General features: G+C 42.9%; 27 protein-coding genes and 1 tRNA gene. 7 read left to right on the top strand and 21 right to left on the bottom strand.

Going from position 1 to position 22,428, the window contains the following annotated elements; all coding sequences use genetic code 11:
• The coding region (locus BMY75_RS16760) for a transposase (RefSeq protein ID WP_139199894.1) at positions 1–304 on the top strand (304 nt) is incomplete at its 5' end.
• Positions 305–740: 436 nt separating this feature from the next.
• On the opposite strand, the gene BMY75_RS16755 is transcribed toward BMY75_RS16760, so the two are convergent.
• The 9 genes from BMY75_RS16755 to BMY75_RS16715 form a co-directional block, all read right to left on the bottom strand.
• A complete protein-coding gene (locus BMY75_RS16755; protein WP_207646286.1) occupies positions 741–1,361 on the bottom strand; it encodes a DUF4405 domain-containing protein in 621 nt (206 codons plus the stop codon).
• A 43-nt stretch (positions 1,362–1,404) separates the two neighbouring features.
• The gene (locus BMY75_RS16750; protein WP_074836247.1) at positions 1,405–2,151 is read right to left on the bottom strand and encodes a flavodoxin; all 747 of its coding nucleotides are present in this window, start codon (positions 2,149–2,151) and stop codon (positions 1,405–1,407) included.
• Positions 2,152–2,173: 22 nt separating this feature from the next.
• On the bottom strand, positions 2,174–3,016 hold the full coding sequence (locus BMY75_RS16745) for an aldo/keto reductase (protein WP_074836244.1): 843 nt from the start codon (positions 3,014–3,016) through the stop codon (positions 2,174–2,176).
• Positions 3,017–3,029: 13 nt separating this feature from the next.
• On the bottom strand, positions 3,030–3,785 hold the full coding sequence (locus BMY75_RS16740; RefSeq protein WP_074836241.1) for a carboxymuconolactone decarboxylase family protein: 756 nt from the start codon (positions 3,783–3,785) through the stop codon (positions 3,030–3,032).
• Between the two features lie 12 nt (positions 3,786–3,797).
• Positions 3,798–4,283: a flavodoxin gene (locus BMY75_RS16735; RefSeq protein ID WP_074836238.1), complete on the bottom strand. Its 486-nt coding sequence runs from the start codon at positions 4,281–4,283 to the stop codon at positions 3,798–3,800.
• Between the two features lie 12 nt (positions 4,284–4,295).
• The gene (locus tag BMY75_RS16730; RefSeq protein WP_074836235.1) at positions 4,296–4,628 is read right to left on the bottom strand and encodes a putative quinol monooxygenase; all 333 of its coding nucleotides are present in this window, start codon (positions 4,626–4,628) and stop codon (positions 4,296–4,298) included.
• Between the two features lie 4 nt (positions 4,629–4,632).
• Positions 4,633–5,799 carry an iron-containing alcohol dehydrogenase gene (locus tag BMY75_RS16725; protein ID WP_074836233.1) on the bottom strand — a complete coding sequence of 389 codons (1,167 nt, stop codon included), beginning with the start codon at positions 5,797–5,799 and terminating at the stop codon, positions 4,633–4,635.
• Positions 5,800–5,817: 18 nt separating this feature from the next.
• Positions 5,818–6,057, bottom strand: a complete 240-nt coding sequence (locus tag BMY75_RS16720) for a hypothetical protein (protein WP_074836231.1) — start codon at positions 6,055–6,057, stop codon at positions 5,818–5,820.
• Between the two features lie 280 nt (positions 6,058–6,337).
• A complete protein-coding gene (locus tag BMY75_RS16715) occupies positions 6,338–6,751 on the bottom strand; it encodes a DJ-1/PfpI family protein (RefSeq protein ID WP_074836228.1) in 414 nt (137 codons plus the stop codon).
• 354 nt (positions 6,752–7,105) lie between these two features.
• On the opposite strand from BMY75_RS16715, the gene BMY75_RS17570 reads away from it, so the two are divergent.
• Positions 7,106–7,786, top strand: coding sequence for a tyrosine-type recombinase/integrase (locus BMY75_RS17570; RefSeq protein WP_081350602.1), 681 nt, complete (start codon positions 7,106–7,108; stop codon positions 7,784–7,786).
• 331 nt (positions 7,787–8,117) lie between these two features.
• On the opposite strand, the gene BMY75_RS18150 is transcribed toward BMY75_RS17570, so the two are convergent.
• From BMY75_RS18150 to BMY75_RS16695, 3 genes are read right to left on the bottom strand one after another with little or no spacing between them, the layout of a single operon-like run.
• Positions 8,118–8,264, bottom strand: coding sequence for a hypothetical protein (locus BMY75_RS18150; protein ID WP_170844340.1), 147 nt, complete (start codon positions 8,262–8,264; stop codon positions 8,118–8,120).
• A 22-nt stretch (positions 8,265–8,286) separates the two neighbouring features.
• Positions 8,287–9,579 carry an LptM family lipoprotein gene (locus BMY75_RS16700; RefSeq protein WP_074836220.1) on the bottom strand — a complete coding sequence of 431 codons (1,293 nt, stop codon included), beginning with the start codon at positions 9,577–9,579 and terminating at the stop codon, positions 8,287–8,289.
• A 46-nt stretch (positions 9,580–9,625) separates the two neighbouring features.
• Entirely contained in the window at positions 9,626–10,207 is a 582-nt protein-coding gene (locus BMY75_RS16695; protein WP_139199892.1) for a hypothetical protein, read from the bottom strand.
• A gap of 426 nt (positions 10,208–10,633) precedes the next feature.
• Between BMY75_RS16695 and BMY75_RS16685 the strand changes: the two genes are divergently transcribed.
• A complete protein-coding gene (locus BMY75_RS16685) occupies positions 10,634–10,987 on the top strand; it encodes a helix-turn-helix domain-containing protein (RefSeq protein ID WP_013499286.1) in 354 nt (117 codons plus the stop codon).
• A 69-nt stretch (positions 10,988–11,056) separates the two neighbouring features.
• On the opposite strand, the gene BMY75_RS18145 is transcribed toward BMY75_RS16685, so the two are convergent.
• Positions 11,057–11,710, bottom strand: coding sequence for a serine/threonine-protein kinase (locus BMY75_RS18145; protein WP_074836212.1), 654 nt, complete (start codon positions 11,708–11,710; stop codon positions 11,057–11,059).
• A gap of 123 nt (positions 11,711–11,833) precedes the next feature.
• On the opposite strand from BMY75_RS18145, the gene BMY75_RS18140 reads away from it, so the two are divergent.
• Positions 11,834–12,256, top strand: coding sequence for a hypothetical protein (locus tag BMY75_RS18140; RefSeq protein WP_051506319.1), 423 nt, complete (start codon positions 11,834–11,836; stop codon positions 12,254–12,256).
• On the opposite strand, the gene BMY75_RS16670 is transcribed toward BMY75_RS18140, so the two are convergent.
• The 5 genes from BMY75_RS16670 to BMY75_RS16650 form a co-directional block, all read right to left on the bottom strand.
• The gene (locus tag BMY75_RS16670; protein ID WP_074836209.1) at positions 12,251–13,078 is read right to left on the bottom strand and encodes a zinc ribbon domain-containing protein; all 828 of its coding nucleotides are present in this window, start codon (positions 13,076–13,078) and stop codon (positions 12,251–12,253) included. The genes BMY75_RS18140 and BMY75_RS16670 overlap by 6 nt on opposite strands.
• Before the next feature lie 365 nt (positions 13,079–13,443).
• Positions 13,444–13,671 carry a hypothetical protein gene (locus tag BMY75_RS16665; protein ID WP_170844338.1) on the bottom strand — a complete coding sequence of 76 codons (228 nt, stop codon included), beginning with the start codon at positions 13,669–13,671 and terminating at the stop codon, positions 13,444–13,446.
• Positions 13,672–13,828: 157 nt separating this feature from the next.
• Complete coding sequence (locus tag BMY75_RS16660; protein ID WP_074836204.1) at positions 13,829–14,656, bottom strand: hypothetical protein; 828 nt, start codon at positions 14,654–14,656, stop codon at positions 13,829–13,831.
• The gene (locus tag BMY75_RS16655; RefSeq protein ID WP_074836201.1) at positions 14,649–14,855 is read right to left on the bottom strand and encodes an excisionase family DNA-binding protein; all 207 of its coding nucleotides are present in this window, start codon (positions 14,853–14,855) and stop codon (positions 14,649–14,651) included. The genes BMY75_RS16660 and BMY75_RS16655 overlap by 8 nt, the downstream gene beginning before the upstream one ends.
• Positions 14,856–14,866: 11 nt before the next feature.
• The gene (locus BMY75_RS16650; RefSeq protein ID WP_074836198.1) at positions 14,867–15,088 is read right to left on the bottom strand and encodes a hypothetical protein; all 222 of its coding nucleotides are present in this window, start codon (positions 15,086–15,088) and stop codon (positions 14,867–14,869) included.
• A 500-nt stretch (positions 15,089–15,588) separates the two neighbouring features.
• On the opposite strand from BMY75_RS16650, the gene BMY75_RS16645 reads away from it, so the two are divergent.
• Positions 15,589–16,800, top strand: a complete 1,212-nt coding sequence (locus BMY75_RS16645; protein WP_074836195.1) for a tyrosine-type recombinase/integrase — start codon at positions 15,589–15,591, stop codon at positions 16,798–16,800.
• A gap of 145 nt (positions 16,801–16,945) precedes the next feature.
• Here BMY75_RS16645 and BMY75_RS16640 read toward each other — a convergent pair.
• Positions 16,946–17,029, bottom strand: a tRNA-Leu gene (locus tag BMY75_RS16640).
• A gap of 342 nt (positions 17,030–17,371) precedes the next feature.
• On the opposite strand from BMY75_RS16640, the gene BMY75_RS16635 reads away from it, so the two are divergent.
• The gene (locus BMY75_RS16635) at positions 17,372–17,716 is read left to right on the top strand and encodes a type II toxin-antitoxin system PemK/MazF family toxin (RefSeq protein WP_024858606.1); all 345 of its coding nucleotides are present in this window, start codon (positions 17,372–17,374) and stop codon (positions 17,714–17,716) included.
• A 207-nt stretch (positions 17,717–17,923) separates the two neighbouring features.
• Positions 17,924–18,163: a hypothetical protein gene (locus BMY75_RS16630; RefSeq protein WP_074836192.1), complete on the top strand. Its 240-nt coding sequence runs from the start codon at positions 17,924–17,926 to the stop codon at positions 18,161–18,163.
• A 109-nt stretch (positions 18,164–18,272) separates the two neighbouring features.
• Here BMY75_RS16630 and BMY75_RS16625 read toward each other — a convergent pair whose 3' ends face one another.
• Positions 18,273–21,962, bottom strand: coding sequence for a hybrid sensor histidine kinase/response regulator (locus tag BMY75_RS16625; protein ID WP_242940271.1), 3,690 nt, complete (start codon positions 21,960–21,962; stop codon positions 18,273–18,275).
• A gap of 196 nt (positions 21,963–22,158) precedes the next feature.
• Positions 22,159–22,428 (bottom strand): transposase (locus BMY75_RS16620; RefSeq protein WP_170844337.1); only part of this gene is annotated, 270 nt, incomplete at its 5' end.

The following is a 22,428-nucleotide window of genomic DNA, read 5'->3' as shown; positions in this document are numbered from 1 at the left end:
TAAATATCCCATCATAATCAGCCTTAAAGTATGCATCCGGGAATTCAGGGAAATATTTGATAAAGGCTATCAGGCATTGCTATATTCTTTTATAGACAAATACAGTACCTGTGCAATCAAACTTATAAGAAAGTTCTCGGAAAGTATGAAAAACGATCTTGAAGCTATTGAGAATGCCGTGTCGTCGCCTTTATCAAACGGATTTGTCGAAGGCACAAACAACAAGGTCAAAATGGTGAAACGTACAATGTGCGGAAGATGTGGGTGTAAGCTTTTGGCAGCGAAATTGATGGTGAAGGTTTAGGATTAATACGGATATTTGAGGGAGAGCCTTCACTATTCAAAGGAACTCGGATATTATGACACAGAGCCTAAAAGTCCACGCTCAGTCAGAGCCTTGACCCTGCCCAATAACGTAATCTTTACTATCAAGCAGCTCCGCAACTTCCAGAACTCACAGCGGTTTAAGCTTGGGGATAAATGGCACAGCACAGAGCGTTTATTTACCACGTGGGACGGTCAGCAGATGAACGGCACAAGCCCTTTTGCATGGTTGACAAAGACCTGCGCTGCAAATGATCTCCCGAAAGTGAACTTGCATTCATTCAGACATCGCAACCATATGAAAACATCTTTATTAACCATAAGCATAAAACAACCAATTTCCCCTGCAATAACGGCAAATGTAAGCACTTGCGTACATCTGTCGTTCCAATATAATAGAACGAAACGGCGGCTCGTTACTGAACCGCCGTTTTCTTCTTATTGAACAGGATTTGCAGGATATATCCGAAATATCCAAACAAAGCCATGACTGTCAGATACCGCATAGCTGTCAGCGCAGCCGAAACCGAGGTGTCGATGAAAACAAACGTCACTCTGCCGAACAGATAGTCGGTGAATTTCAGCTGAATAAACTCATAGATACCGACAGCACCGATCACGCCGAACAGGATACGCAAAGTCCGTATCAGACCCTTACTTTTCAGCTTTATCCTCGCCGCTATTTGCGATATGTGCATACCGAGATGAACGCTCATCAGCACAAGCCCCCAATAGGCGCATAGCAGATGAACCGTTCTTGCAAAACCTGCACCGCCGAGATTCAGGGAAGTGAAGATGTGCTTTGAGATCATGATACTGCTGTACATAAGTCCCAGCATACATATCAGTACCGCAGCATTTACGATTGTTCCGACAATGCGCTTTGACGGATATTTGCCTTTGAAAAGTGTTTTTATCCAGCCGAAATTGAGGATATGGTGCAGGATAAACAGTGCAAACATCGCAACGCCGACTATTTCGTGTGCCGTTTCACCGACAATGGAATAGCACATCAATACGGGCAATGCCGCTGTCATAAAAATGTCAGCGGCAGTTTTGATCTTCGTCTTTGTATTCATATCAAAAGCCCAATTCGTCAAGCCAGGTGCGGACGGTCTGCTTGGTATCGTCATTTAATACCTGCGCCGTACTTCCGCGCATATCAATAGCCGTCAGCACCTGTGCACCCGTCACCCTTGCGATACTGCTGTCAGTTCCCGAAAGTCCGCTGCCCTCATGAGTGCAAAACGGGATAACGACCTTATCCGACCAATCATAGCTCTCCATAAAAGTATAGACCGCCATCGGCATATCGCCCCACCAGATCGGATAGCCGAGAAACACGATGTCATACTGCTCCATATTTTCAACGCTACCATTCAATTCGGGACGGGCGTTGTCATTCTGCTCTTGCTTTGCAATATCACAACACTCGTCATAGCCTGTAGGATAGGGCGTTACAGTTTCGATATGAAAGCTGTCCGCACCGACCTCGTTTGCAATATACTCTCCGAGTATCTGCGTATTGCCGACCTCTATCGTTACGACGGAATAATTCTCATCGGCACGGGAGAAGTACGCTACAAGGACGTTTGTGCTATCGAAAGCCTGCTCGGTTTGTTTCGGCTCGGCGGTATCAGTAACAGCTTCGGACTGTTTATCCCCTGAATTGTGGTCTGTTTTGCTCTCGGATTTATTTAGCTTTTCCTGCACGACTGCCTTATCATTATATGCAACGCTTGGAGCAGAATCAGGTTCACTGCTGGCGCAGGCGGTCATTGTGAGGCATAACATAAAAACAGAAAGAATCAGCGATAGTTTTCTCATAGCTGTTACCTCCGTGCTATTCTTATTTCGACCAGCTCACAAACTGTTCTGCCGCTTCACCCGTCTGATGTTCGATAATAATGCTCTTTCCCGTGTCGAGAGCTTCGATCTTCGCAATATCCTCGGCTGTCAGTTCAAAATCAAAGATGTCGAAGTTCTGCTCCATACGCTCCTTGTGAGTGCTTTTCGGGATAAGGATAACGCCTTTCTGAAGAAGAAAACGCAGTGCGGTCTGTGCCACGCTCTTTCCGTATTTTGCACCGATCTCGCTGAGTACCTCATTCGTAAAGAACCCGTTTTTACCCTCAGCAAGCGGCCCCCATGACATATGGGCGCAGTTGTACTTATCCATGAAGGTTCTTGCGTACTTCTGCTGCCAGAAAACGTGCGTTTCGACCTGGTTGACCATAGGCATGATCTCGTTGAACGAAGCAAGGTCAACAAGTCTGTCGGGATAGAAGTTTGAAACGCCGATAGCTCTCAGCTTTCCTGCCTTGTATGCGTCCTCCATAGCACGCCATGTGCCGTAGTAATCACCGAAAGGCTGGTGTATCAGCATAAGGTCAATATAGTCGGTTTGCAGGAGCTTCAGCGAATTGTCGATAGAAGCCGCTGCCTTTTCGTAGCCCGCATTGGAAATCCATATTTTCGTTGTGATGAAAAATTCATCTCTTGCGATACCGCTTTTCTTGACAGCATTTCCGACACCTTCCTCGTTGCCGTAAGCCTGTGCAGTATCAATAGAACGGTAGCCCACCGAGATCGCATCGGTTACACAGCGTTCTGCTTCGGCAGGCGGTATCTGAAATACGCCGTAGCCTAACTGCGGCATTTTTACGCCGTTTGATAAAGTAATATAGTTCATGCCGATACCTCGTTTATTTCAGTTTATTGTAATCATCATCGGAAACAGGTTCGCACCACTCTGTACTTCCGTCCTCGCCCTCGATTTCTATCGCAAGGTGTGAGAACCACGAATCGGGTGCGGCACCGTGCCAGTGCTTGACATTTGCAGGGATATTCACAATATCTCCTGGGTGAAGCTTTCTTGCTTCCTTGCCCCATTCCTGATAGTAGCCCCGACCGCCGACACAGATCAGCATCTGACCACCGCCGCTTTTTGCGTGGTGGATATGCCAGTTGTTGCGGCAGGCAGGCTCAAAGGTCACATTGAAAACAGAGAGCTGTTCCTTTGATACCTGAGCAAGATAGCTGTTTCCAACGAAATAATCGCAATATGGATTAGGTTCGCCTATCGGGAAGAAAATCTCGTTTTGGAATCTGTCCTTGTCGGTCATTTCAGGAGATTTATCGTTCCATACGCCTTTCGCAAGGTTGAACACAGCCCAAGCGTGCGGCCAGCCTGCATAAAATGCTGTGTGGGTAATGACGGCAGCGATTTCCTTCTGTGATACGCCGTGATTTTTTGCGTTCATCAGGTGATATTTCAAGGCATCGCTTGTCACGCCCTGCGACATGAGAGCGACTACCGTGATGATACTCCGTGTTTTCAGGTCAATATCGGTGTTGTTCCAGTTCTCACCGAAAAGAATATCATCGTTGTAATGTGCAAATTCGGGAGCGAACTTACCGAGGGCATCTCTGCCAGCGGTCTGTACTATCTTTTCTGCCATAGTGTGACCTCCTCACAGCCATTCGGCAACGGTATTCTTAGAATCCTTTGCTTTTGATCCGACGATATCCAGTCCTTTGCTGTCAACAGTTGCACCCTTGCACATCTTCTTCACATCGGAGACCATATTTGCAAGACCTGAGCCTTCATGTGTGCTGATGACTCTGACGGTCTTACCGCTGAAATCAAGCCCTGTCAGCGCTGTTTCAACTTCGGGAGCATAAGTTCCCCAATAGATCGGACTCATGATAAAAATCGTGTCATAGGCGGAAATGTCCGCAAGCTTCTCCTTGATTGGAGCGTTGCCGATACGCTGTTTTGCTTCTTCGATACAGGTCTTGTAGTCTGCCGCATACGGAACAGCAGGCTCGACTTTGAACATATCCGCACCTGTCAGCTCCTGCACAAACTCTGCTACGATCTCGGTGTTGCCCTTGTCAATGTAACCGACGGCATAGTTTTCATCGGCTCTGCTGAAATAGATTATCAATGCTTTCATACGAATGCCTCCTCATTTCACGATATATTTGTTATCTTTCTCCGGTATACCCTCCTCATCGGAGATATACCGTTCTACTTTCATTTTCAGCCCGTATTTCTCCCGAAGCTCTGCTATCGTCTGCATCATTGGCGAAGCATGATGGACATCAATTGCGTCCTGACTTGTCCACTGGTCTATCAGCAGTACCGTTTCGGGATCGTCAAACGGCTGAAAATAGGCATAGCGGAGATTGCCTTCCTCGTTTCTGATTTTGTCCACTGTACCGCTTTGTACCATTTCTTCTGCGAATTTTCGGGCGTTTCCGTTTACGCCGGTGTAGTAGATGTTTACTGTGATGCTCATAGTATCACATACTCTCTTTCAAAATCTGCACGACCTCATCACGGTCAAGCACCTTGTAACCGCCGTTCAGGATAATAGTCGCATCAGCGATACCCTCGATCATATCCTCTGTCGCACCGAGGTCTTTGATGTTCATCACAAGTCCGATCTCCTTCATCCAGCTTTCCATAGCGGAAAGGCCCTCATTAGCAAGCTGTTCATCGGTCTTACCGTCACGGGATATGCCCCATACCTCGGTTGCAAAACGAGCAAACTTCTTTAAGCCATAAGGCATGATATATCTGTAATACGGCAGAGATACCGCAGCCAGTGTCATTCCGTGGGTAGCATCTGTATATGCACCAACTGCCTGACCGAGCATATGCACCATCCAATCCTCAGTCTTTCCTCTGGAAACAAGCGTATTCAGTGCCCATGTCGCAGTCCACATGATGTTGGAACGAGCTTCATAGTCCTGCGGATCATTCACAGCGATACGGCTTGCGTGGATAAGGCTTTTCATAAGCCCATCGCTGATGTAGTCAGAGGTATTGTCGTCCTCACCTGAGAAATACTGTTCGCAGATATGATTGAGAATATCGTAGATACCTGCCACCATCTGATATTTCGGGAGCGTCATGGTGTATCTCGGATTGAGGATAGAGAATTTCGGCATTACATCGTCACTGAACACATGACCGATCTTGAGCTTTGCTTCGTGATTGGTTATGACAGAACCGCCGTTCATTTCTGAGCCTGTACCTGCCATTGTCAGCACACAGCCGACGGGAACGATCTCGCAGGTCGGTTCTTCAAAGCGGATATAGTATTTATCCCAGGGATCATCATCACAGTGAACGGAAACAGATACAGCTTTTGAATAGTCGCATACAGAACCGCCGCCCACAGCAAGGATAAAATCTGTCTTATGTTCACGGGCAATCGCAACGCCCTCATTCAGCTTGTCTGAAGTCGGATTAGGCATAACGCCAGCGACCTCGGCAACATTCTTACCGCAGTCGTTCAGGATAGCAATAATTTCATCATACAGACCGCTTTTTTTGATAGAACCTCCGCCATATACGAACAGAATGTTTTTGCCGTAGTTTGCAAGCTCAGTTTTCAGATTGCTGAGAGAGTCCTCACCGAAATAGAGCTTGGTCGGGTTGTGGTAGCTGAAATTTCCTAACATGATACATACCTCCGTTTATTAGCTTTTGTTTTCCGTACACCATATTACATAATCAAGCCTGTCCAGCAATGCCTGTTCCTTGTGGATAGAATCAAGCAGAGAACGCCTTGCATTCCGTAGGATACGCACCTTTTCGGCACAGCAATTCTTGTCACAGCACACGGAAAGAAAAGCCTTTATCTGCTTCTCGTCCATTCCTGCCTGAGATAAAACCTCCGCAAGTTCCTTGTCGGAAATGCTTGTATTCGTCACTTTCATTCTATCACCCCACAAAAAAAGAGTACAGGTTTTGGATATAGTACGGCATAAGATTTTTCGCTTAGACCGACCGCATATGCAGCGATATTTGCAGATGTGGTCGGGATAAGCATGAAAAATCATGCTGTTCTATATCGTCCTGTACTCATTATAGCATAGTTTGCTCAATATGTAAAATGCTTATATCTTATACTTATGTATGCTCAGAATGTATACTTTTGATGTGATAAATATCTCTAAGAGTATGTTGTTATGAAGATAATTCAGAATTAATCGAACTTCATTTAAATCCCATAGCCGATTTAACTTTGAACATTTTTTCTGTTCCTATCAGTTTTTCCAAAAGAACAAATGCAACTTCCGGAGCAGTCTGTGGGCAATATGATGTAATTATATTATCCGTTTTAACAATAGGTTCATTCACAATTTCCACACCATATTCTGCAAGCTGTTTCTGTCGGAATCCATTGTTTAGATGATAAGTTGTTGCTTTTTTACCGGTCAATATACCACTATGAGCAAGTGCTAGAGCTGCAACACAAACTGTTGCTATCATCTTGTGTTGATGATTGAACGTGTTAATTACATCTGATAACTCTTTTGAAAAGGCTTCTTCATAAAAGCCAAATTCCTCAAAGCCACCGGGAATTGCTAACGCATCGTATTCATCAACACAAACGTTTTTTAATAATATACATTCGGGAAACCTGTATCAAATATTTACATATACGAAGAATAAATCATTGGAGGCTGGATCGGACAAGAAAGTCTCTGGATTGCTACTATATGCCAAAACCGATGATTTCATTCAGCCCGATCAGGAATATTCAATGAGCGGCAATACTATTGGTGTAAAAAGTTTGGACCTAGATTGTGACTTTAATGATATAAAGCGACAATTAAATAATTTAGTTAGCCAATACTTTTAATAAAAAATCGGACAGTTTATGCTGTCCGATTTTTTATGGATGAGATATGGTGAGATGGTATGAGGAGTGGGTGAGCCTTGGTGCAGTTGGAATTAGTCTCATGATCACTTCAATACTTAATTGCTCAAATTACCGATACGCTTGAAGAAACACAGCATTTATTATCACTTCTGCAGGAAGCCCCAACAAAATACAGAGCCTTTTTAACACTTGCTATATATGGTGGCTTCAGGCGTGGTGAACTCCTTGGACTGGAGTGGAAAGATGTCGATTTTAATACAAATGTTGTAAGCATCAGACGAACCGCTCTTTACACCAAGGAAAAAGGTCATTATACCGATACTCCTAAAACAAAAGGCTCTGTACGTGATCTTAAATTTACTGCCGATGTAATTAACATTTTAAAAATTCACAAAGCGGAACAAGCTAAACAAATTTTAAAAGTCGGCGACCAATGGAATGAAACAGATCGCTTATTTACAACTTGGAATGGTAAAGTAATGGACGGTGCAACTCCGTATAATTGGCTCAAAAAGTTTTGTGACCGTAATAACCTAAGATTCCTTGGATTACACAGCCTACGTCATTTGAACGCTAGTTTACTTATCCATAGCGGAGTTAATATACGCACTGTATCAGCTTGTTTAGGGCACTCCCAAACCTCAACGACTTTAAACATTTATGCTCATTCGATGGCTAAAGCCAATGCAGAAGCTATGGAATCAGTAGCCGACACTTTAAGGCTAACAATAAGTGATAGCAATAACGACAGCCATAATTCGATAGAAAAATATGGATAACAAAAAACGGCAGATCCGGAACAAAATCATTCCAAATCTGCCGTTTTATTGCACAGTAGTACACAAACGCTGATATTATAAAAACAAAAGGCTTCTAAAGCTACGCATTTACGCTGTTTTAGAAGCCTTGTTGTTGGTGCGGCAAACGGGACTTGAATAAGTAATAGCACATTCGTTCTGGTTCTATATCGATATCTATCGTATCAAAACGTGGTATTTCGTGCGCACGAATGCTGCATATCGTGGTATAATATAATTGATCGTATCACATCGTTAGTACACAAACAGTACACTCCACCCGAGTTTGCGGTCAGGTGGAGTGTTTTTCGGTTTATTTTTTATTCTTGATGCGTTCTTCCCAGTCAGATAATATCCTTAATATCTCTTTTGCGTTGTCAGACAATCTGAGGATAGCTATGACCATTATAAGCTGTATCAAAGCAACACATATCAAACCGATCATTACTCCCGAATCCATAGTTTTACCTCCTTGATCACACTTAATCTCTTTTATATTTTTCCAATATAGCTTTGCTGTTATCTAATGTCATATCACTTGAAAAATAATTATCTTTAGCATAATTATCCCATTTTTTGCAAGCATCTTCAAAGGTTTTTACATCATCGTTGAAATTACTCCAAAAAACATTTGGACCAATTCCTAAAATATCGGATTGATTTTTAGGTGTATAATAAATTCCAAGCACGTAGTCGTTTTCTGTATAATCATAATAATATACAAGATAGACAAATCCGTGGATATTATTCTCTTTGGCAACACTTCGTATTTTATCAGTATATCTACCTACTGCAATTGTTCCATCAAGATCAATTGCTTCACATGATTCAGGAGACACAGGCATTTCATTCTTTTTCCTCAATTCCGATATATAGTTTTCAAACTCGGTACTGAATAAGTCCGCATATTTAAATGCAGTAGATTCATCTACGTCTGGATATTCTACTTCCTGAACATTAGCATTGCCACTATCATCAAGCACAATATGGATAACATCATCGCTATCTTTCAGCACACCTGGAGCACATACTACTAAACTATAATATGTATCAATATAACCTTCAGAAACTTTGTTTGCGTAAAGCTCATACATATAGTCATCATATTTCAACTTTGAAAATATTAATCCCTCTTTTTTATTTGCTAAGTCTTTAAAAAATTCATCAGTGAACTTACCAATAGACTGATCATCTATAATGTTAGGAGTAACAACACTTGCTAATTTTAGCACCGCTTCTGTGTAGTCCCTGTTTTGCTTCTCTGTTTGTTCAACGGATTCTATATGTCCTTTGCTTGTATCTCCATCGATGAAATAAGAATTATATAGCGTGTTCCAATCCGAATAATTTACACCATTGATTTCACCGGATGCTAACCCAAATCTTATTTCATATAATTTTCCGTCACATAAAGAAACATTTATCGAATAATTCTTTTCATTCAAAGTGACCACTTTTGTTGCATTAAGATCACCTTTATCACTTATCACTAGTTCTTCATCAGTACTGCCAATCTCTGGATAGTGTTCTTGAAGAGTATTAACATAGTCAGTAATATACTGTTTTAAATATTCTTTATCAGACTTGCTATCCTCAATCTGTACTTCACTCGTATCAGACTCAATAGTTGTCGTAGTCGTCTGCACAGCCGTAGTAATTGTTGTGGTCGTAGTTTCCTGTGCTGAGCTTTCCTTGTCCGTACTGCCCGTACTTCCGCACCCCGAAAGTATACCTGCCATGACCATTGATAGTAAAACTGCCAGTATTTTTTTCATACTATTCCCTCCTTATTGTATAACTTTATCTTATGTTTTTACATATTCACGCTATCGGTGCGTCTCCGAGTGGAGCATCTCCAAACGCTTGTATAACATTATATAAATATTCTACCTCATCAGACGGCATCAAGGATGAAAAGATCGTACCGTCATCATGAACGTTAAAGAATATCTTTGTTGTATTATCATTAACATCGCCAAGTGCAAAGCTTATGTTCCAGTAGTCATCGTCCTCAAAGACCCATTTAGCATCTGTGTAGTTACATTCCAGTGCCGCTGCAACACTTTTACCCGAAATATCAACACCTTCGCCCTCACATTTTGCGAACGCTACAAAGATCCCATCTTCTTTTGGATCAAAGCCAAATACACCGCCTGTCATACCTGCGGCATTTGCAGCTGCATATAAGGACAGATCACTGTGTCTCAAATACTCGAGCTTACCTTCTTTTGTTGTAAGATCATACTCCACTTTTGGCTCGGCTTCTGCTTTGGTCGTTGTGGTTGTTGTGGTTGTCTGTACAGTAGTTGTCTGAGAGGCAACAGTGGTCGTTGTAATCGTAGTTTCACATTTATCTTTGAAAATTTTAGGTGCTTTGTTAACAGATGTATCAGAAATAAACAACAGCACAAACGGAGTTGCAACAATAAGAAAAATATTATCGTTGCGAATATAGGTCCTTTCCTTTTAGGCGGCGTTGTTCCGTTTTGAATAGCTTCCTGTTCTTGCTCCATTATATCAGCCTCTCTCCTCCGTCCCATGCACCACAAAAATACTCCCAACGCAGTTACAGCCGCTGAAATAAGAAAGAATGTACCACCAAATGAATCAATACTTGTCAGACCACACAATATGAATATCGCACCCATAATTGTAAAAAAAATTCCTAAAGCTATCATGAACCGATCCTCCTTCAATTAGCTATAATCAACATTAACCCCCATCGGATTAACTACATTATACACTATCATGTACTATTTGTCAATATCATGACACACAGTATATTTACATCATATTTGTTCATAATGTATAATGTTGGTGGTGATGTAAATGAATGACGGCAACAATAATTTAAGCCTTACCGCCGTTGGCGAGAGGATACGCTCACGCAGGGTAAAGCTGGGGCTCAGTCAGGAACAGCTGGCGGAGCTTTGCGGTATCACGCCTTCCTATGTGGGGCATATCGAACGTGCTTCAAGGCAGCTCTCACTTAATACTGCCATAAGCATTTCGACCGTGCTGGAAATAAGCCTTGATTATCTTCTGCTTGATGTCAAAAACGAGAACGGTGATGTGGGTGTTCTCGAAAGCATTTCGGCAGAATTAAAAAATCATTCACCCGAGCAGGTGAGCAAATTCCTCAACACGGTCAAAATATTAGCGGAGAATATTGATGAACTTTAAAGATCCTCCTATGGTGATTATACCACAGGAGGATCTTTTTGTCTTATGCTGACAGCATAATTTTTATATTTAACGAAAGTGCGCCAGTACATCTTCGGCAGAGTTAAAACGCTTGTCGGGGCTGATATTCGTTGCCTTGACTATAAACTTACCGAGCCTGCCTTTGGTGTACAGCGAGGCAGACGGGTGCTTGCCAGTGACTAGCTTGTTTGCAAGTATACCGAGAGAGTATATATCGCTCCTGCTGTCGGTCTGTGCAAGTCCGTACTGCTCGGGCGGGGCATAGGTGGACGTACCCAGAAGCTGTGTATCACGGCTTTTGCCCTCGGTGTATATTTTTGATATATCGAAGTCGGTTAGCTTTACCGTGCCGTCCTCGGTAACTATCACGTTGTCCTCTTTTATATCACGGTGTATGATGCCCAGCGTTTGCAGAACATACAGCGCCCTCGCTATCTGTATCACTGTCGTCCGTGCGCCCTTTTCGTTCATCGGCACAAGTTCCGAAAGGCTTATGCCCCCTATGTATTCTTCAAGGATATAGGTGAAGTCCTGCTCGGTAACGACATCGTATATCCGCACTAAGTTCTCATGGCAGACCCACGAGAGTCTTCGATAAACATCTGTATTACTGTCAGTGCTTAACTTGCGTACTACTATATCTCTGCCCAGTTTATTGTTCCGATAGCGTATCAGTGTGCTGTTTTCCTTGCTGTTAAGCACCGATACAAGCGTGTATTCGGCAGATAAAATTTCCGAGAGGTTTATATTACCGCCCCCTTGTAAAATCAGATAAAGCGTGTTATTATAATCTATAATACAGCAAATAAAAAGGAGTAGATCACCATGAAAAAATCCACAGACGAACTGCTTAATGAGATCAGATCTGCCGATAGCATCGACAGCTATCTTTCGGACAACGCCGAGAACATATCTTGCAAAAAGGTTTCCGAAATGCTTGAAAATATCCTTGCCGAAAAGGGTCTTGTAAAATCCGAGGTCATAGCAAGGTCGGAAGTAAGCCAGGTATATGCCTATCAGATATTTTCGGGGGTAAAGGAAGCTCCTGCCCGTGACAAGGTGCTTTCCATACTTATAGCCATGGGGCTGATTCTTGACGAAGTGCAGAGCTTTCTAAAACTATCGGGCTACCCTTTCCTCTATGCTAAAAACAAGCGTGACAGCATACTGATATTCTGCATAGAAAACCATAAGTCCGTCATCGAAACAAATAACGAGCTATATTCCCACGGTGAAGCCACTTTATAGCTTTTCGGCTATGATAAGGTACTCGGTATAGAACATATCGGGATAGTCGGTGCAGATGACCTCGAAAGCATAGCCGTTCTCTGTAAAATTACCGTCCCTGCCGCTGAGATCAGTATCGAAAAGTATCTCGCCCAATGCAGATAATAACTCTTCTCCGTGCTCGTTATTGCCATCTGCGGAGATATTATTCAACCGTATAATAAGGCTTGCATTTTTGTCCTTATCCGTTCCGATAAATATCCTTGCTCCGCCTTTGTCGGCAAATGCAAACATTATAGTATCTCCGTCCTGCTCGGCGGATATATCTTCAGCACTCTCCACACCGAAATACTTAGGCGGATGTGTACCGCACCAGTCCTTTATATCAGCATACAGGCTCTCGGTTGTGATGCCTTGTTCCGTGATATGCTCATTTACCGAACTGTCTGCAGAACTCTCAGTTTCATCGTGACTTTCGGCAGAACTGCTTTCATCAGTAACAATATTATCAGGTATGCTTTCGGTCATACTATCGACCCACGAATCAACATCACTTGTAAAACTTTCTGTTTCCGATACTTCCGATACATCGGCACTTACTTCAGTGTCTGTGTTATTTTTTTGTACGGAAATATCGTTATGTCCTCTTGCAGCAAAATATACAGCCGCCCCTGTCACGATACAAGCACACAGGACTGTTATAAAAACTAAACTGTTCTTTTTCCTGCCTTTCGCTCCTATCTCAATAGCCTGCGGCTCGGCAAGCACAGTCATGCAGTGCGGACAAAACCGCATACCCTCGGGAACTTCACCCCCGCAGTGAGGGCAGACAAATGTGTTCATAAGCCCCTCCCCTTAAATTTCTTTATCGGGTATATTATAACATTAAATCCTACAATATGCAATACGAGTATGTTCGGATAGAGTTTATATATTTTTTATAACTTAAATAAATAATCATGTGAAGGCAGCCTAACAAAATAAAAATATCTGTTTTCTTATTTTTGTAGTTAACATAAAAAGGCAAAATAAAAAAAGCAATGCCGATTTTTGTTTACGACATTGCTTTTATATAAGTAGTTTTATTTCAGTTTGTGTAGTTGTGGTTTATTCAGGTTTATTGCTAATAAAAATATTGTACAATGCGTTTTACGTTCTCGTCAGTATAAACATACTGCCACACTGTCCGCTCCTTTATACAAGCTAATTTAATAGCTCATACGAGCTCCGCAGTTTGCGCATATATGGTCTGCATCTTTCCTGCTGATATCATATCCGCAGTAACTGCATTTTAAATAAAAGCCCTCTGGAACACCATCACACTCAACATATTTCCAATACGCTCTTTCAGCTCTTCTATCATGTTCATTTATTCTAAGTTTTTTATGCTGTTCTGCTAAGTTCATTATAATCATATATTTTCTCTCCTCAATCATAGTGTTAACTCAACTAAGACAAACCAAAACAAACCATCTAATATAAGAGTAATGACTGTTATTTAGACATATCAAAAACACTATTACATCACTTTTCCTACTATCTGCGAGTTTATATCGCTTCATGAATATTTTTAAAAATGTATTTTTTATACATTTAGCTTTCAAAAAAGCGATCACCTAGAGTGATCAACTCATTTACATAAAGCGATAATTCTTTATGGCTTATATATTTAATATCCAATTTGGAGGCAGTCTGTTTAGGATCTTTATAGCCGAGCATATTGCATAATCCAATAGCTTGTTCTTTCATAAAAATATTATCACTATATTTTTCTAAAAACCCTCGTTTGGAAATATTTTTTTTCTCTTGCTCCCATTTATCGTTCAAATAATCATTTAAATATTCAGCCACATTAAGCAAATATTGTTTACTTGTGATTTTAATCAATCTTTCAGAGTACAGATCAAAATATCTCCTCTCATCTCCTACGTGATACGAGCCTGCTTTGGCTCGCATTTCAAAGCGGGACTTGATTCCCGATTTCGGCTCTTGCTTGAGCTTATTATAGTACTCTGCTTCCCAATATTTTCCTTGAGCTCGAATACATAAAATGTCTTGGGTCACAGGATCATAGCTTTCATAACTCTGAATGTTATGATATGACATCGCTAAACAAAGAATCATAAACTTATGTAGTTTATAATGCTTCTCATATTCATCGACAAAATTATCTACACGAAAATCTATCCTCCTTATTACTGGTGCTTCTATCCCTGCAACTTGCAGTGCTTCACCTATCAACGACATATAATCACTATATTTTTCAACAGTTATACCACCGTTGATGAAATCTGGGTTCATTACGTACTTGGTACGGACTGAATCCAGATAATGAGTCGGAACAAATAGCGAATTATAAGCGTTTATCAAACGCTTGTTCGCAACTATTTCTATGGTATCAATACCAAATATATTATTCATAATCGTATCCTCCATTATTTATAGTTTCTCCGTTCAAAAAGCGGATAAACAGATCGAGATTTATCAAAACTCTCTTACCCGATCTTACATAATAAATTTCCTTGTTTTTTACAAGCTGCCTTACAAAATATTCAGAAACCCCTGTTTCTGAAGCCGCTTGTCTAACTGTTCTCATTCTTGGTATTAGTTTTTCATTCATAATTATCCTCCTTATTTTTTGCTTTCGATTGTCTGAAAGAGTTCATATGTTTTTCTCTTTTCAGACTTTAGTTCCTCGATGGCAACGATAACTTTTTGAAGCTCCTCATCGGAAAAATCTTTGCGCAGTTTTCTTGAAAAATTGCCGTCAGATATCCCGAATGCTTTTTTTGCCACTTCCCAAAGTTTTACATTATTTGCCAGTATCAGCTTTCTTACTTCTTCTCCGCTCATGAACTCACCCCCTTATTATTTTTTAGCAAGATAATTTCAAAATATGGTTATCCCCCTGACACATCTGACTTAATATCGTTTAAAAGAATATAATGAGAGTTTGGCAGTTCTCTCTTTCCCACCGTCGGCGGTGAAGAAAGAGAACCTCAGCATAATATATTCTTGTCGAGCCGAATTTTAAGTGGTTGGTAAAGGTATAGTCAGATTTCAAAATTCTAATATAAGTAAGTAGGGTCCTCATGATTTTTTCTTGTTGTTCCTGAGTATTATTTCTATAAAATCTTTTTAATTTTTTTAACTCTGAAGGCAGCCATCTGCTTTACTCATATTTCCATCTTGGTAAATTTTTTATAAAATTAATAACATTAGCGTCCTTTCAGTTTACAAAACTCATGATACTGTCTTATACTATATGCAGTAACGTAATACAGTACTTTAGTAAAAGTTATTTGCGTATTTTTTCAATAAAAGAATTTTATTTTTTGGAAAGGACTGTTTTTATGGCTTACATCAAAAAACGTGGCAATAGTTATCTTATTCGTGTATCGTGTGGTTACGATGTCAGCGGACGCAAAATTACGCAATCGACCACATGGCACCCCGACCCCAAAAGAAGCAAAATGCAGAACGAGAAAGAGCTAAACCGATTTGCTGTTATGTTCGAGGAACAGTGCAAAGGGAACATGATCGTCAATGCGGCAAAATTCGAGACAGTGGCTGAGGAATGGTTTTCAACTTATGCCGAAAAAAACTATAAGCCCAAAACTCTTGAACGCACTAAACAGCTTAAAGCACGAACATATAAGGCTATAGGTCATTTACGAATCGATAAGATAAATGCACGCATTATACAAAAATTTATAAACGATCTCGGGGGAGAGGGAATAAACATTCGTACAGGCGGTAAACTTTCTCCCAAAACCATAAAGCATTATTCGACATTTATTTCAATGGTTTTCAGCTATGCCGAGAAAATGCAAATGATCTCGGATAATCCGTGCAAAAATGTTTTATTACCTAAAATTGCAGAACATGAAAAGGAAATATATACGCTTGAAGAAACACAGCATTTATTATCACTTCTGCAGGAAGCCCCAACAAAATACAGAGCCTTTTTAACACTTGCTATATATGGTGGCTTCAGGCGTGGTGAACTCCTTGGACTGGAGTGGAAAGATGTCGATTTTAATACAAATGTAGTAAGCATCAGACGAACCGCTCTTTACACCAAGGAAAAAGGTCATTATACCGATACACCTAAAACAAAAGGCTCTGTACGTGATATTAAATTTCCTGCCGAGGTAATTAACATTTTAAAAATTCACAAAGCGGAACAAGCTAAACAATTTTTAAAAGTCGGCGACCAATGGAATGAAACAGATCGCTTATTTACAACTTGGAATGGTAAAGTTATGGACGGTGCAACTCCGTATAATTGGTTCAAAAAGTTTTGTGACCGTAATAACATAAGTTTTCTTGGGTTACATAGCCTACGTCATTTGAACGCCAGTTTACTTATCCAAAGCGGAGTAAATATCCGCACTGTATCAGCTTGTTTAGGGCATTCTCAAACCTCAACGACTTTGAACATTTATGCTCATTCAATGGATAAAGCTAATGCAGAAGCTATGGAAGCAGTAGCTGACACATTAAGGCTAACAATAAGCAGTAACAATAACGGCAGCCATAATTCGACAGAAAAATTGGGATAACAAAAAACGGCAGATCTGGAACAAAATCATTCCAAATCTGCCGTTTTATTGCACAGTAGTACACAAACAGTACACAAACGCTGATATTATAAAAACAAAAGGCTTCTAAAGCTACGCATTTACGCTGTTTTAGAAGCCTTGTTGTTGGTGCGGCAAACGGGACTTGAACCCGTACGTCAAGGACACACGCCCCTCAAACGTGCCTGTCTGCCAGTTCCAGCACTGCCGCATTGATTAATTTTTGAGGGAACTGAATTCCACACATTCAGCTTAATTATTATATCATGCAGAGAAGCAAATGTCAAGCATTTTTTTCAAAAAATCATTATTATATATCATTTTATATACCACATATAGTTCGACATATATCGATGATAAGAATACATCACGTGCGTAACTCACTTATATCCCCAAAACGCTTCTGTTCAGGTTCGGCAGATAGTTTTCATCCCATTGTCAGCAGGCGGACATTCAGCATATAATACATCGGGAGAAATTTTCTGCGGGTGAATCATCCCGCGGAAAACGGGAATAATATCCACAGAGATCTTATCCACAAGGAGTGTTTTATATGACCGTTCACAGAGGTGACATTTATTACGCCGACCTCAGTCCCGTTGTGGGCTCTGAGCAGGGCGGGCTCCGTCCTGTGCTCATCGTGCAGAACGATATAGGCAACCGCCATTCCCCTACGGTGATAGCCGCTGCCATAACCAGCAGGCAGGATAAAGCCCGTCTGCCCACCCATATCACTCTGGGGACAGGGTGCGGGCTCTCACGGGATTCGGTGGTGCTTCTCGAACAGATACGTACCCTGGATAAACGTCGGCTGAGGGAGAAGATGGGGCAGCTGGACAAGGGCGCTATGTCCGCAGTTGATTCGGCGCTGTCCGTAAGTTTCGGGCTTGGTGGATAGCATTGTACACAAACCCACCGCGGTGATATTGTTCGCTTTCATGATTTTTATTTTAACTCAGACATATTTCTGCAAGAGTTGTACAAAAACGTACAACTTTTCCCGCATTTTAGCTGATAGTGAAAAACGTTTTTCATTATCATCGTGCCTGTACCGACACCCCATCGGTAGGGTGCGGAAAGTTTTCATCACGAAAGGAGCAGAAATATGACCATTCTGAAAGAACAACTGATCGGCATGGGCGAGGACACAGCTGTATGCCGCATGGAATTTGCCGTTGACAGCGCCGAGGAGATACCCTATCTTGGGGCTTCCATACCCAGGACTATCGCACCGGGCTCTACCGTGTGGGATATTGCCACAGGTGAATTGTACGGTTTGAACTCTCAGGGCGTCTGGATAAACCAGTCCACAGGAGAAGCCGTGCCCGAGCCCGAAAACAGCTGAGCAGGGCTTACGCTACAGCGGCTGACACCCCATAAAGCCCGCCGTAAATAAAGCACTGTAATGCAAACAAGGCACCTCTGCATATCACAACAGAAGTGCCTTTGTTTTATCAGTTGTTTTCAAAAGCTTTCAGCATCTCTTCCACACCCGCCAGACATCGTGAATATTCCTCAATAAAGGCATCGTGATTGCTAAGGATATAATCAGTATCACCGTCCCTGGCTGCAAATTCCAGAGCCTTGGCTTTCTCCGAGAGCATCTGTGCGCCTATGGTCAGTGAAGCGCTCTTAACGGCGTGGACGTTCACTCTGTAATCGTCCCACCGCTTCTCGATGAATGCTGCTTTTATGGGAATGACCTTGTCGGCTTCCACATAACCGTCAAGGGTATCCAGATAGAACTCCTTTGAATCCATGCAGTAGCCCAGACCCACAACAGGGTTGACGTAAGCGTTCAGCGAACTCATCCTCTGAAGCTCTTTCAGTGTAAATCTGTCTTCATCGGCTTTTCCTTCGGCCTTCGCGTCTTTCGTGACAGTGGTGACCTTCTCCTCGGGCAGATATTTTTTCAGGGTCTTTTCAAGCTGTTCGCTGTCGATGGGCTTAGCGAGATAATCGTCAAATCCCGCTTGAATATACATATCCCTTGCTCCCACAACAGCATTTGCTGTCAGGGCGATAAAGGCGGTGTCCGAATCGCGCATACCCTCATCACATACACGTTTCAGTGTCTCTATGCCGTCCATGCCGGGTATCATGTGGTCGAGGAGTATAACATCATACCGCTTCTCACGTATCAGCGAAAGCGCCATATAGCCCGATAATGCAGTCTCGGGGACAATGCCGTACATTTTCAGCAGGCTGACAGCCACCTTGATGTTCATCTCATTATCATCTACCACCAGCACCTCGGCAGAGGGCGCGTAGATATGGGTCTCGGATACTTTCTCGCTCACCATGCTCCTGCGGATATTGTCACCCATGGGAGTATGGTCAGATATCTTCTGTGGCATGCTGAACCAGAACGTGCTTCCAACGCCGTATATGCTCTCCACATGGAGCTCGCTGTCCATCATGCCCAGCAGTTTGGTAACTATCGCCATGCCGAGCCCTGTGCCCTCGATGCTCCTGTTGCGCTGTTCGTCAAGCCGCCTGAAAGATTCAAACAGAGCGCCCATATCCTCTTCCCTGATACCTATGCCGGTATCACCCACTTCAACATACAGAGTCAGTTCATCTTCTCCAACGTTCTCAGCACGCACCGTCAGGGTCACGCTTCCCTTTTCGGTGTACTTCACAGCGTTGGTCAGCAGGTTTGATATGACCTGCTTTATGCGCATATCATCACCGATAAGCTTGGCAGGAAGATCAGGGTCGGCGTTGATGACAAGTTTCAGGTTTTTGTCAGCCGCCCTGGCCGCCACAGATGTTACAAGATCGTTTATCATGGAAGCCGTAGAGTAGGTAACAGGGATTATCTCCATCTTGCCGTCTTCTATCTTCGAGAAATCCAGTATGCTGTTTATCAGCGAGAGCAGTGTCCGTCCCGCACTCTGGATATTCAGAGCGTATTCCTTTATACTGTTATCATCGCATTCACGAAGTATCATCTCGTTCATACCGAGGACTGCATTTATTGGCGTCCGTATCTCATGGGACATCTGGGCAAGGAAAGTGCTCTTTGCTTCGTCCGCCGCAATAGCCGCATCTGCCGATTCTTTCAGCTGACGGTTCGCCCTGTTCTGCAAAGCTATCAGGTGATGCATAAGGATATACACCGTAATAGTACAGCCCAGCAGTACCACTACGCATATTGAGCCGTACACAAGCACACTGCTGTAAACGCTCAGTACATTCCTCATCACATACACCGTGAATCCCGATCCCGTCTGGGTGCTTGCAATGGCAACACGGAGTTTGCCATCGTAATCGGATATTATGGAAACATCGCTGCCGTCAGGTTTAGCTGAAACATATGGCAGTTCAGCCACATTGGTCATATTGTCCACAGTCAGCCTGTAACTGCCGTTGGGATGGCTTATTATCGTACCCTCTTTATCTGTGATGAAAGCATAGCCGTTGCCCGAATATCCGGTGCCCAGCAGATCAACCAGCTTATCCATATAAAAATCTATGCCGAAGCTGCCGATGTACCTGCCTGTATGGGCGTCGTATACTTTTTTGGCAAAAGTCACGCAGTAGACCCCTGTCTGCTCATCGAAATAGGGTGCCGATATGCACCAGCCGTTCTCGGATCCTGCCAGGTCTCTGTACCATTCCCTGTCCTCAACGTGCCATTTGTCATCAGGCTCCCAGCCGTTGTTCATTATTACCGGGTGTTCCCATTCGGGATTGACTATATAGCTCACCGAGATATCGCTGTACTGCGAGGTTATATCATCAAGACGCTTCACCGCCGCGTCATAATCATCAACAAGTTCGGGCTCGGCGGATATCATGGAACAGAACATATCCAGCACGCTCTTCTCGGCACTGACCCATGAAGAAAGCTTCTGCGAATATCCATCAAGCTCTTCCCTCATCTGTGATCTTCCCCATCTCAGGGTGGATGTGGTATTCACGTACATACTCATTACGAAAACCAGCATCAGCGCGATTATTATCAGCCGCCTGAAATTAACGCCTATCGTCAGCCCCTTATTGCCGTCATCCCTGCGCTTTTCACTGTTCTCCTTTTTGACTATACTGTTATAGGAAACTATCTTTCCTATCATGTCACCCAGCTTCTGCCCGCTCTCGCGGATGATCTCGAACTGTCTCTCACGACCTGCTGAACTCTTCAATTTTTCGGGACTGGCAGCGGATATTATTTTGTGAAGAGGTTCCTGCAAGCCCACTGTCAGGCTTTTCAGAAAGACCTCATTGTGTTCCAGCATCTTACGGGAACGCTGCGCCGAGCGTGCGGTATTAACGTACATCACCGCCAGCATTATGAACACTGCCAGCGATATGCCTATCATCACCAGCATCTGCATATACGAATTGCGGTACAGCGACCAGTTGTCCTCGCTGACGATAAGATACCAGCCGAATCCCGACCTTACAGCAAAGAGGTTCTGACCCTTCTGCCGCACGTGTACAGAACCGTCGCTGCCCTTAGCAAGAGAGAATATACCGCCGTATTCGGGCATATCTTTCATTATCTCACAGCCCACCCGGGATTCATCTGTACAGCCCGCGATTATTCCCTTTTCGGTGACTATCACAGCTTCCCTTTCGCCATCGGCATACATCTTGGATATATGCCTGCGGATATCCTCCATGGTGTAATCCATAGCCACAACGGTCTCGCCGTCTGCCAGCATTACCGATACCGTATAGCAGATATCCCCTGTGACCACATCAACGTAGGGGTCAGTAACATAGGATCCTCCACCGCTTCGGAGAGCGCCCTTGTACCATTCTCTGTCATTTACATCATAATCGGCGGGAGCGTCTAAACCCGGTATGATATACCAGTCATTCCCCGCCACATAGACGTTATAGCAAACGCCGTCAGTCTCCTGACGTATCTCGCTTTTGTATTCAGTTACCAGATTTTCCAGCTTTCCGCGGTCGCCTGCATAATTCTGGGCTGTCACAGCGAATCGCATTGCCTTGCTGCGGGCATCGTTTATGGTCTGTTCAAGTTCACGGCTGACTATCTCCAGCCTGCTGCTGCCCGTTTCATCAGCCTGCTGAGAATTCACGGTAAAGACCAGAGTTATCTCCGATATCATAGCTATCACCAGAAGCACCACAGCTATCAGGAACGCAAATGTAGCACCTGTCTTTTTCAACGCTCTCACCACCTTTCGCATATCATTATCTGTGTTTAATTATATCACATCATCTTCATGTTTTCAAGTCCTTTTTTAAGGACAGAGGGTAAAATGAATGATGAAAACCACCGGTGCCTGCACAAGTGTCCCCCTCGTCAGTTGCGACGTCGCAACTTTGATAAAGCCGGCTCTCCCTCAAATATCCGTATTAATCCTAAACCTTCACCATCAATTTCGCTGCCAAAAGCTTACACCCACATCTTCCGTACATTGTACGTTTCACCATTTTGACCTTGTTGTTTGTGCCTTCGACAAATCCGTTTGATAAAGGCGACGACACGGCATTCTCAATAGCTTCAAGATCGTTTTTCATACTTTCCGAGAACTTTCTTATAAGTTTGATTGCACAGGTACTGTATTTGTCTATAAAAGAATATAGCAATGCCTGATAGCCTTTATCAAATATTTCCCTGAATTCCCGGAT

Origin of the sequence: Hominimerdicola alba (assembly GCF_900109655.1) — a bacterium.
In the GTDB taxonomy this organism is placed as follows: Bacteria; Bacillota; Clostridia; order Oscillospirales; family Ruminococcaceae; genus Hominimerdicola; species Hominimerdicola alba_B.
This window is presented reverse-complemented; position numbering and strand designations above follow the sequence as displayed.

Coding starts and splice junctions, on each gene's coding strand:
- BMY75_RS16700 (WP_074836220.1), bottom strand. CDS start 9,579: ATGAAAAAAATACTGGCAGTTTTACTATCAATGGTCATGGCAGGTATA.
- BMY75_RS16750 (WP_074836247.1), bottom strand. CDS start 2,151: ATGAGAAAACTATCGCTGATTCTTTCTGTTTTTATGTTATGCCTCACA.
- BMY75_RS18140 (WP_051506319.1), top strand. CDS start 11,834: ATGAAAAAATCCACAGACGAACTGCTTAATGAGATCAGATCTGCCGAT.
- BMY75_RS16735 (WP_074836238.1), bottom strand. CDS start 4,283: ATGAAAGCATTGATAATCTATTTCAGCAGAGCCGATGAAAACTATGCC.
- BMY75_RS16630 (WP_074836192.1), top strand. CDS start 17,924: ATGACCATTCTGAAAGAACAACTGATCGGCATGGGCGAGGACACAGCT.
- BMY75_RS16740 (WP_074836241.1), bottom strand. CDS start 3,785: ATGGCAGAAAAGATAGTACAGACCGCTGGCAGAGATGCCCTCGGTAAG.
- BMY75_RS16660 (WP_074836204.1), bottom strand. CDS start 14,656: ATGAATAATATATTTGGTATTGATACCATAGAAATAGTTGCGAACAAG.
- BMY75_RS16645 (WP_074836195.1), top strand. CDS start 15,589: ATGGCTTACATCAAAAAACGTGGCAATAGTTATCTTATTCGTGTATCG.
- BMY75_RS16670 (WP_074836209.1), bottom strand. CDS start 13,078: ATGAACACATTTGTCTGCCCTCACTGCGGGGGTGAAGTTCCCGAGGGT.
- BMY75_RS16650 (WP_074836198.1), bottom strand. CDS start 15,088: ATGAGCGGAGAAGAAGTAAGAAAGCTGATACTGGCAAATAATGTAAAA.
- BMY75_RS16745 (WP_074836244.1), bottom strand. CDS start 3,016: ATGAACTATATTACTTTATCAAACGGCGTAAAAATGCCGCAGTTAGGC.
- BMY75_RS16655 (WP_074836201.1), bottom strand. CDS start 14,855: ATGAATGAAAAACTAATACCAAGAATGAGAACAGTTAGACAAGCGGCT.
- BMY75_RS18150 (WP_170844340.1), bottom strand. CDS start 8,264: ATGGATTCGGGAGTAATGATCGGTTTGATATGTGTTGCTTTGATACAG.
- BMY75_RS16635 (WP_024858606.1), top strand. CDS start 17,372: ATGACCGTTCACAGAGGTGACATTTATTACGCCGACCTCAGTCCCGTT.
- BMY75_RS16665 (WP_170844338.1), bottom strand. CDS start 13,671: ATGATTGAGGAGAGAAAATATATGATTATAATGAACTTAGCAGAACAG.
- BMY75_RS16730 (WP_074836235.1), bottom strand. CDS start 4,628: ATGAGCATCACAGTAAACATCTACTACACCGGCGTAAACGGAAACGCC.
- BMY75_RS16755 (WP_207646286.1), bottom strand. CDS start 1,361: ATGACAGCGGCATTGCCCGTATTGATGTGCTATTCCATTGTCGGTGAA.
- BMY75_RS16720 (WP_074836231.1), bottom strand. CDS start 6,057: ATGAAAGTGACGAATACAAGCATTTCCGACAAGGAACTTGCGGAGGTT.
- BMY75_RS16725 (WP_074836233.1), bottom strand. CDS start 5,799: ATGTTAGGAAATTTCAGCTACCACAACCCGACCAAGCTCTATTTCGGT.
- BMY75_RS16685 (WP_013499286.1), top strand. CDS start 10,634: ATGAATGACGGCAACAATAATTTAAGCCTTACCGCCGTTGGCGAGAGG.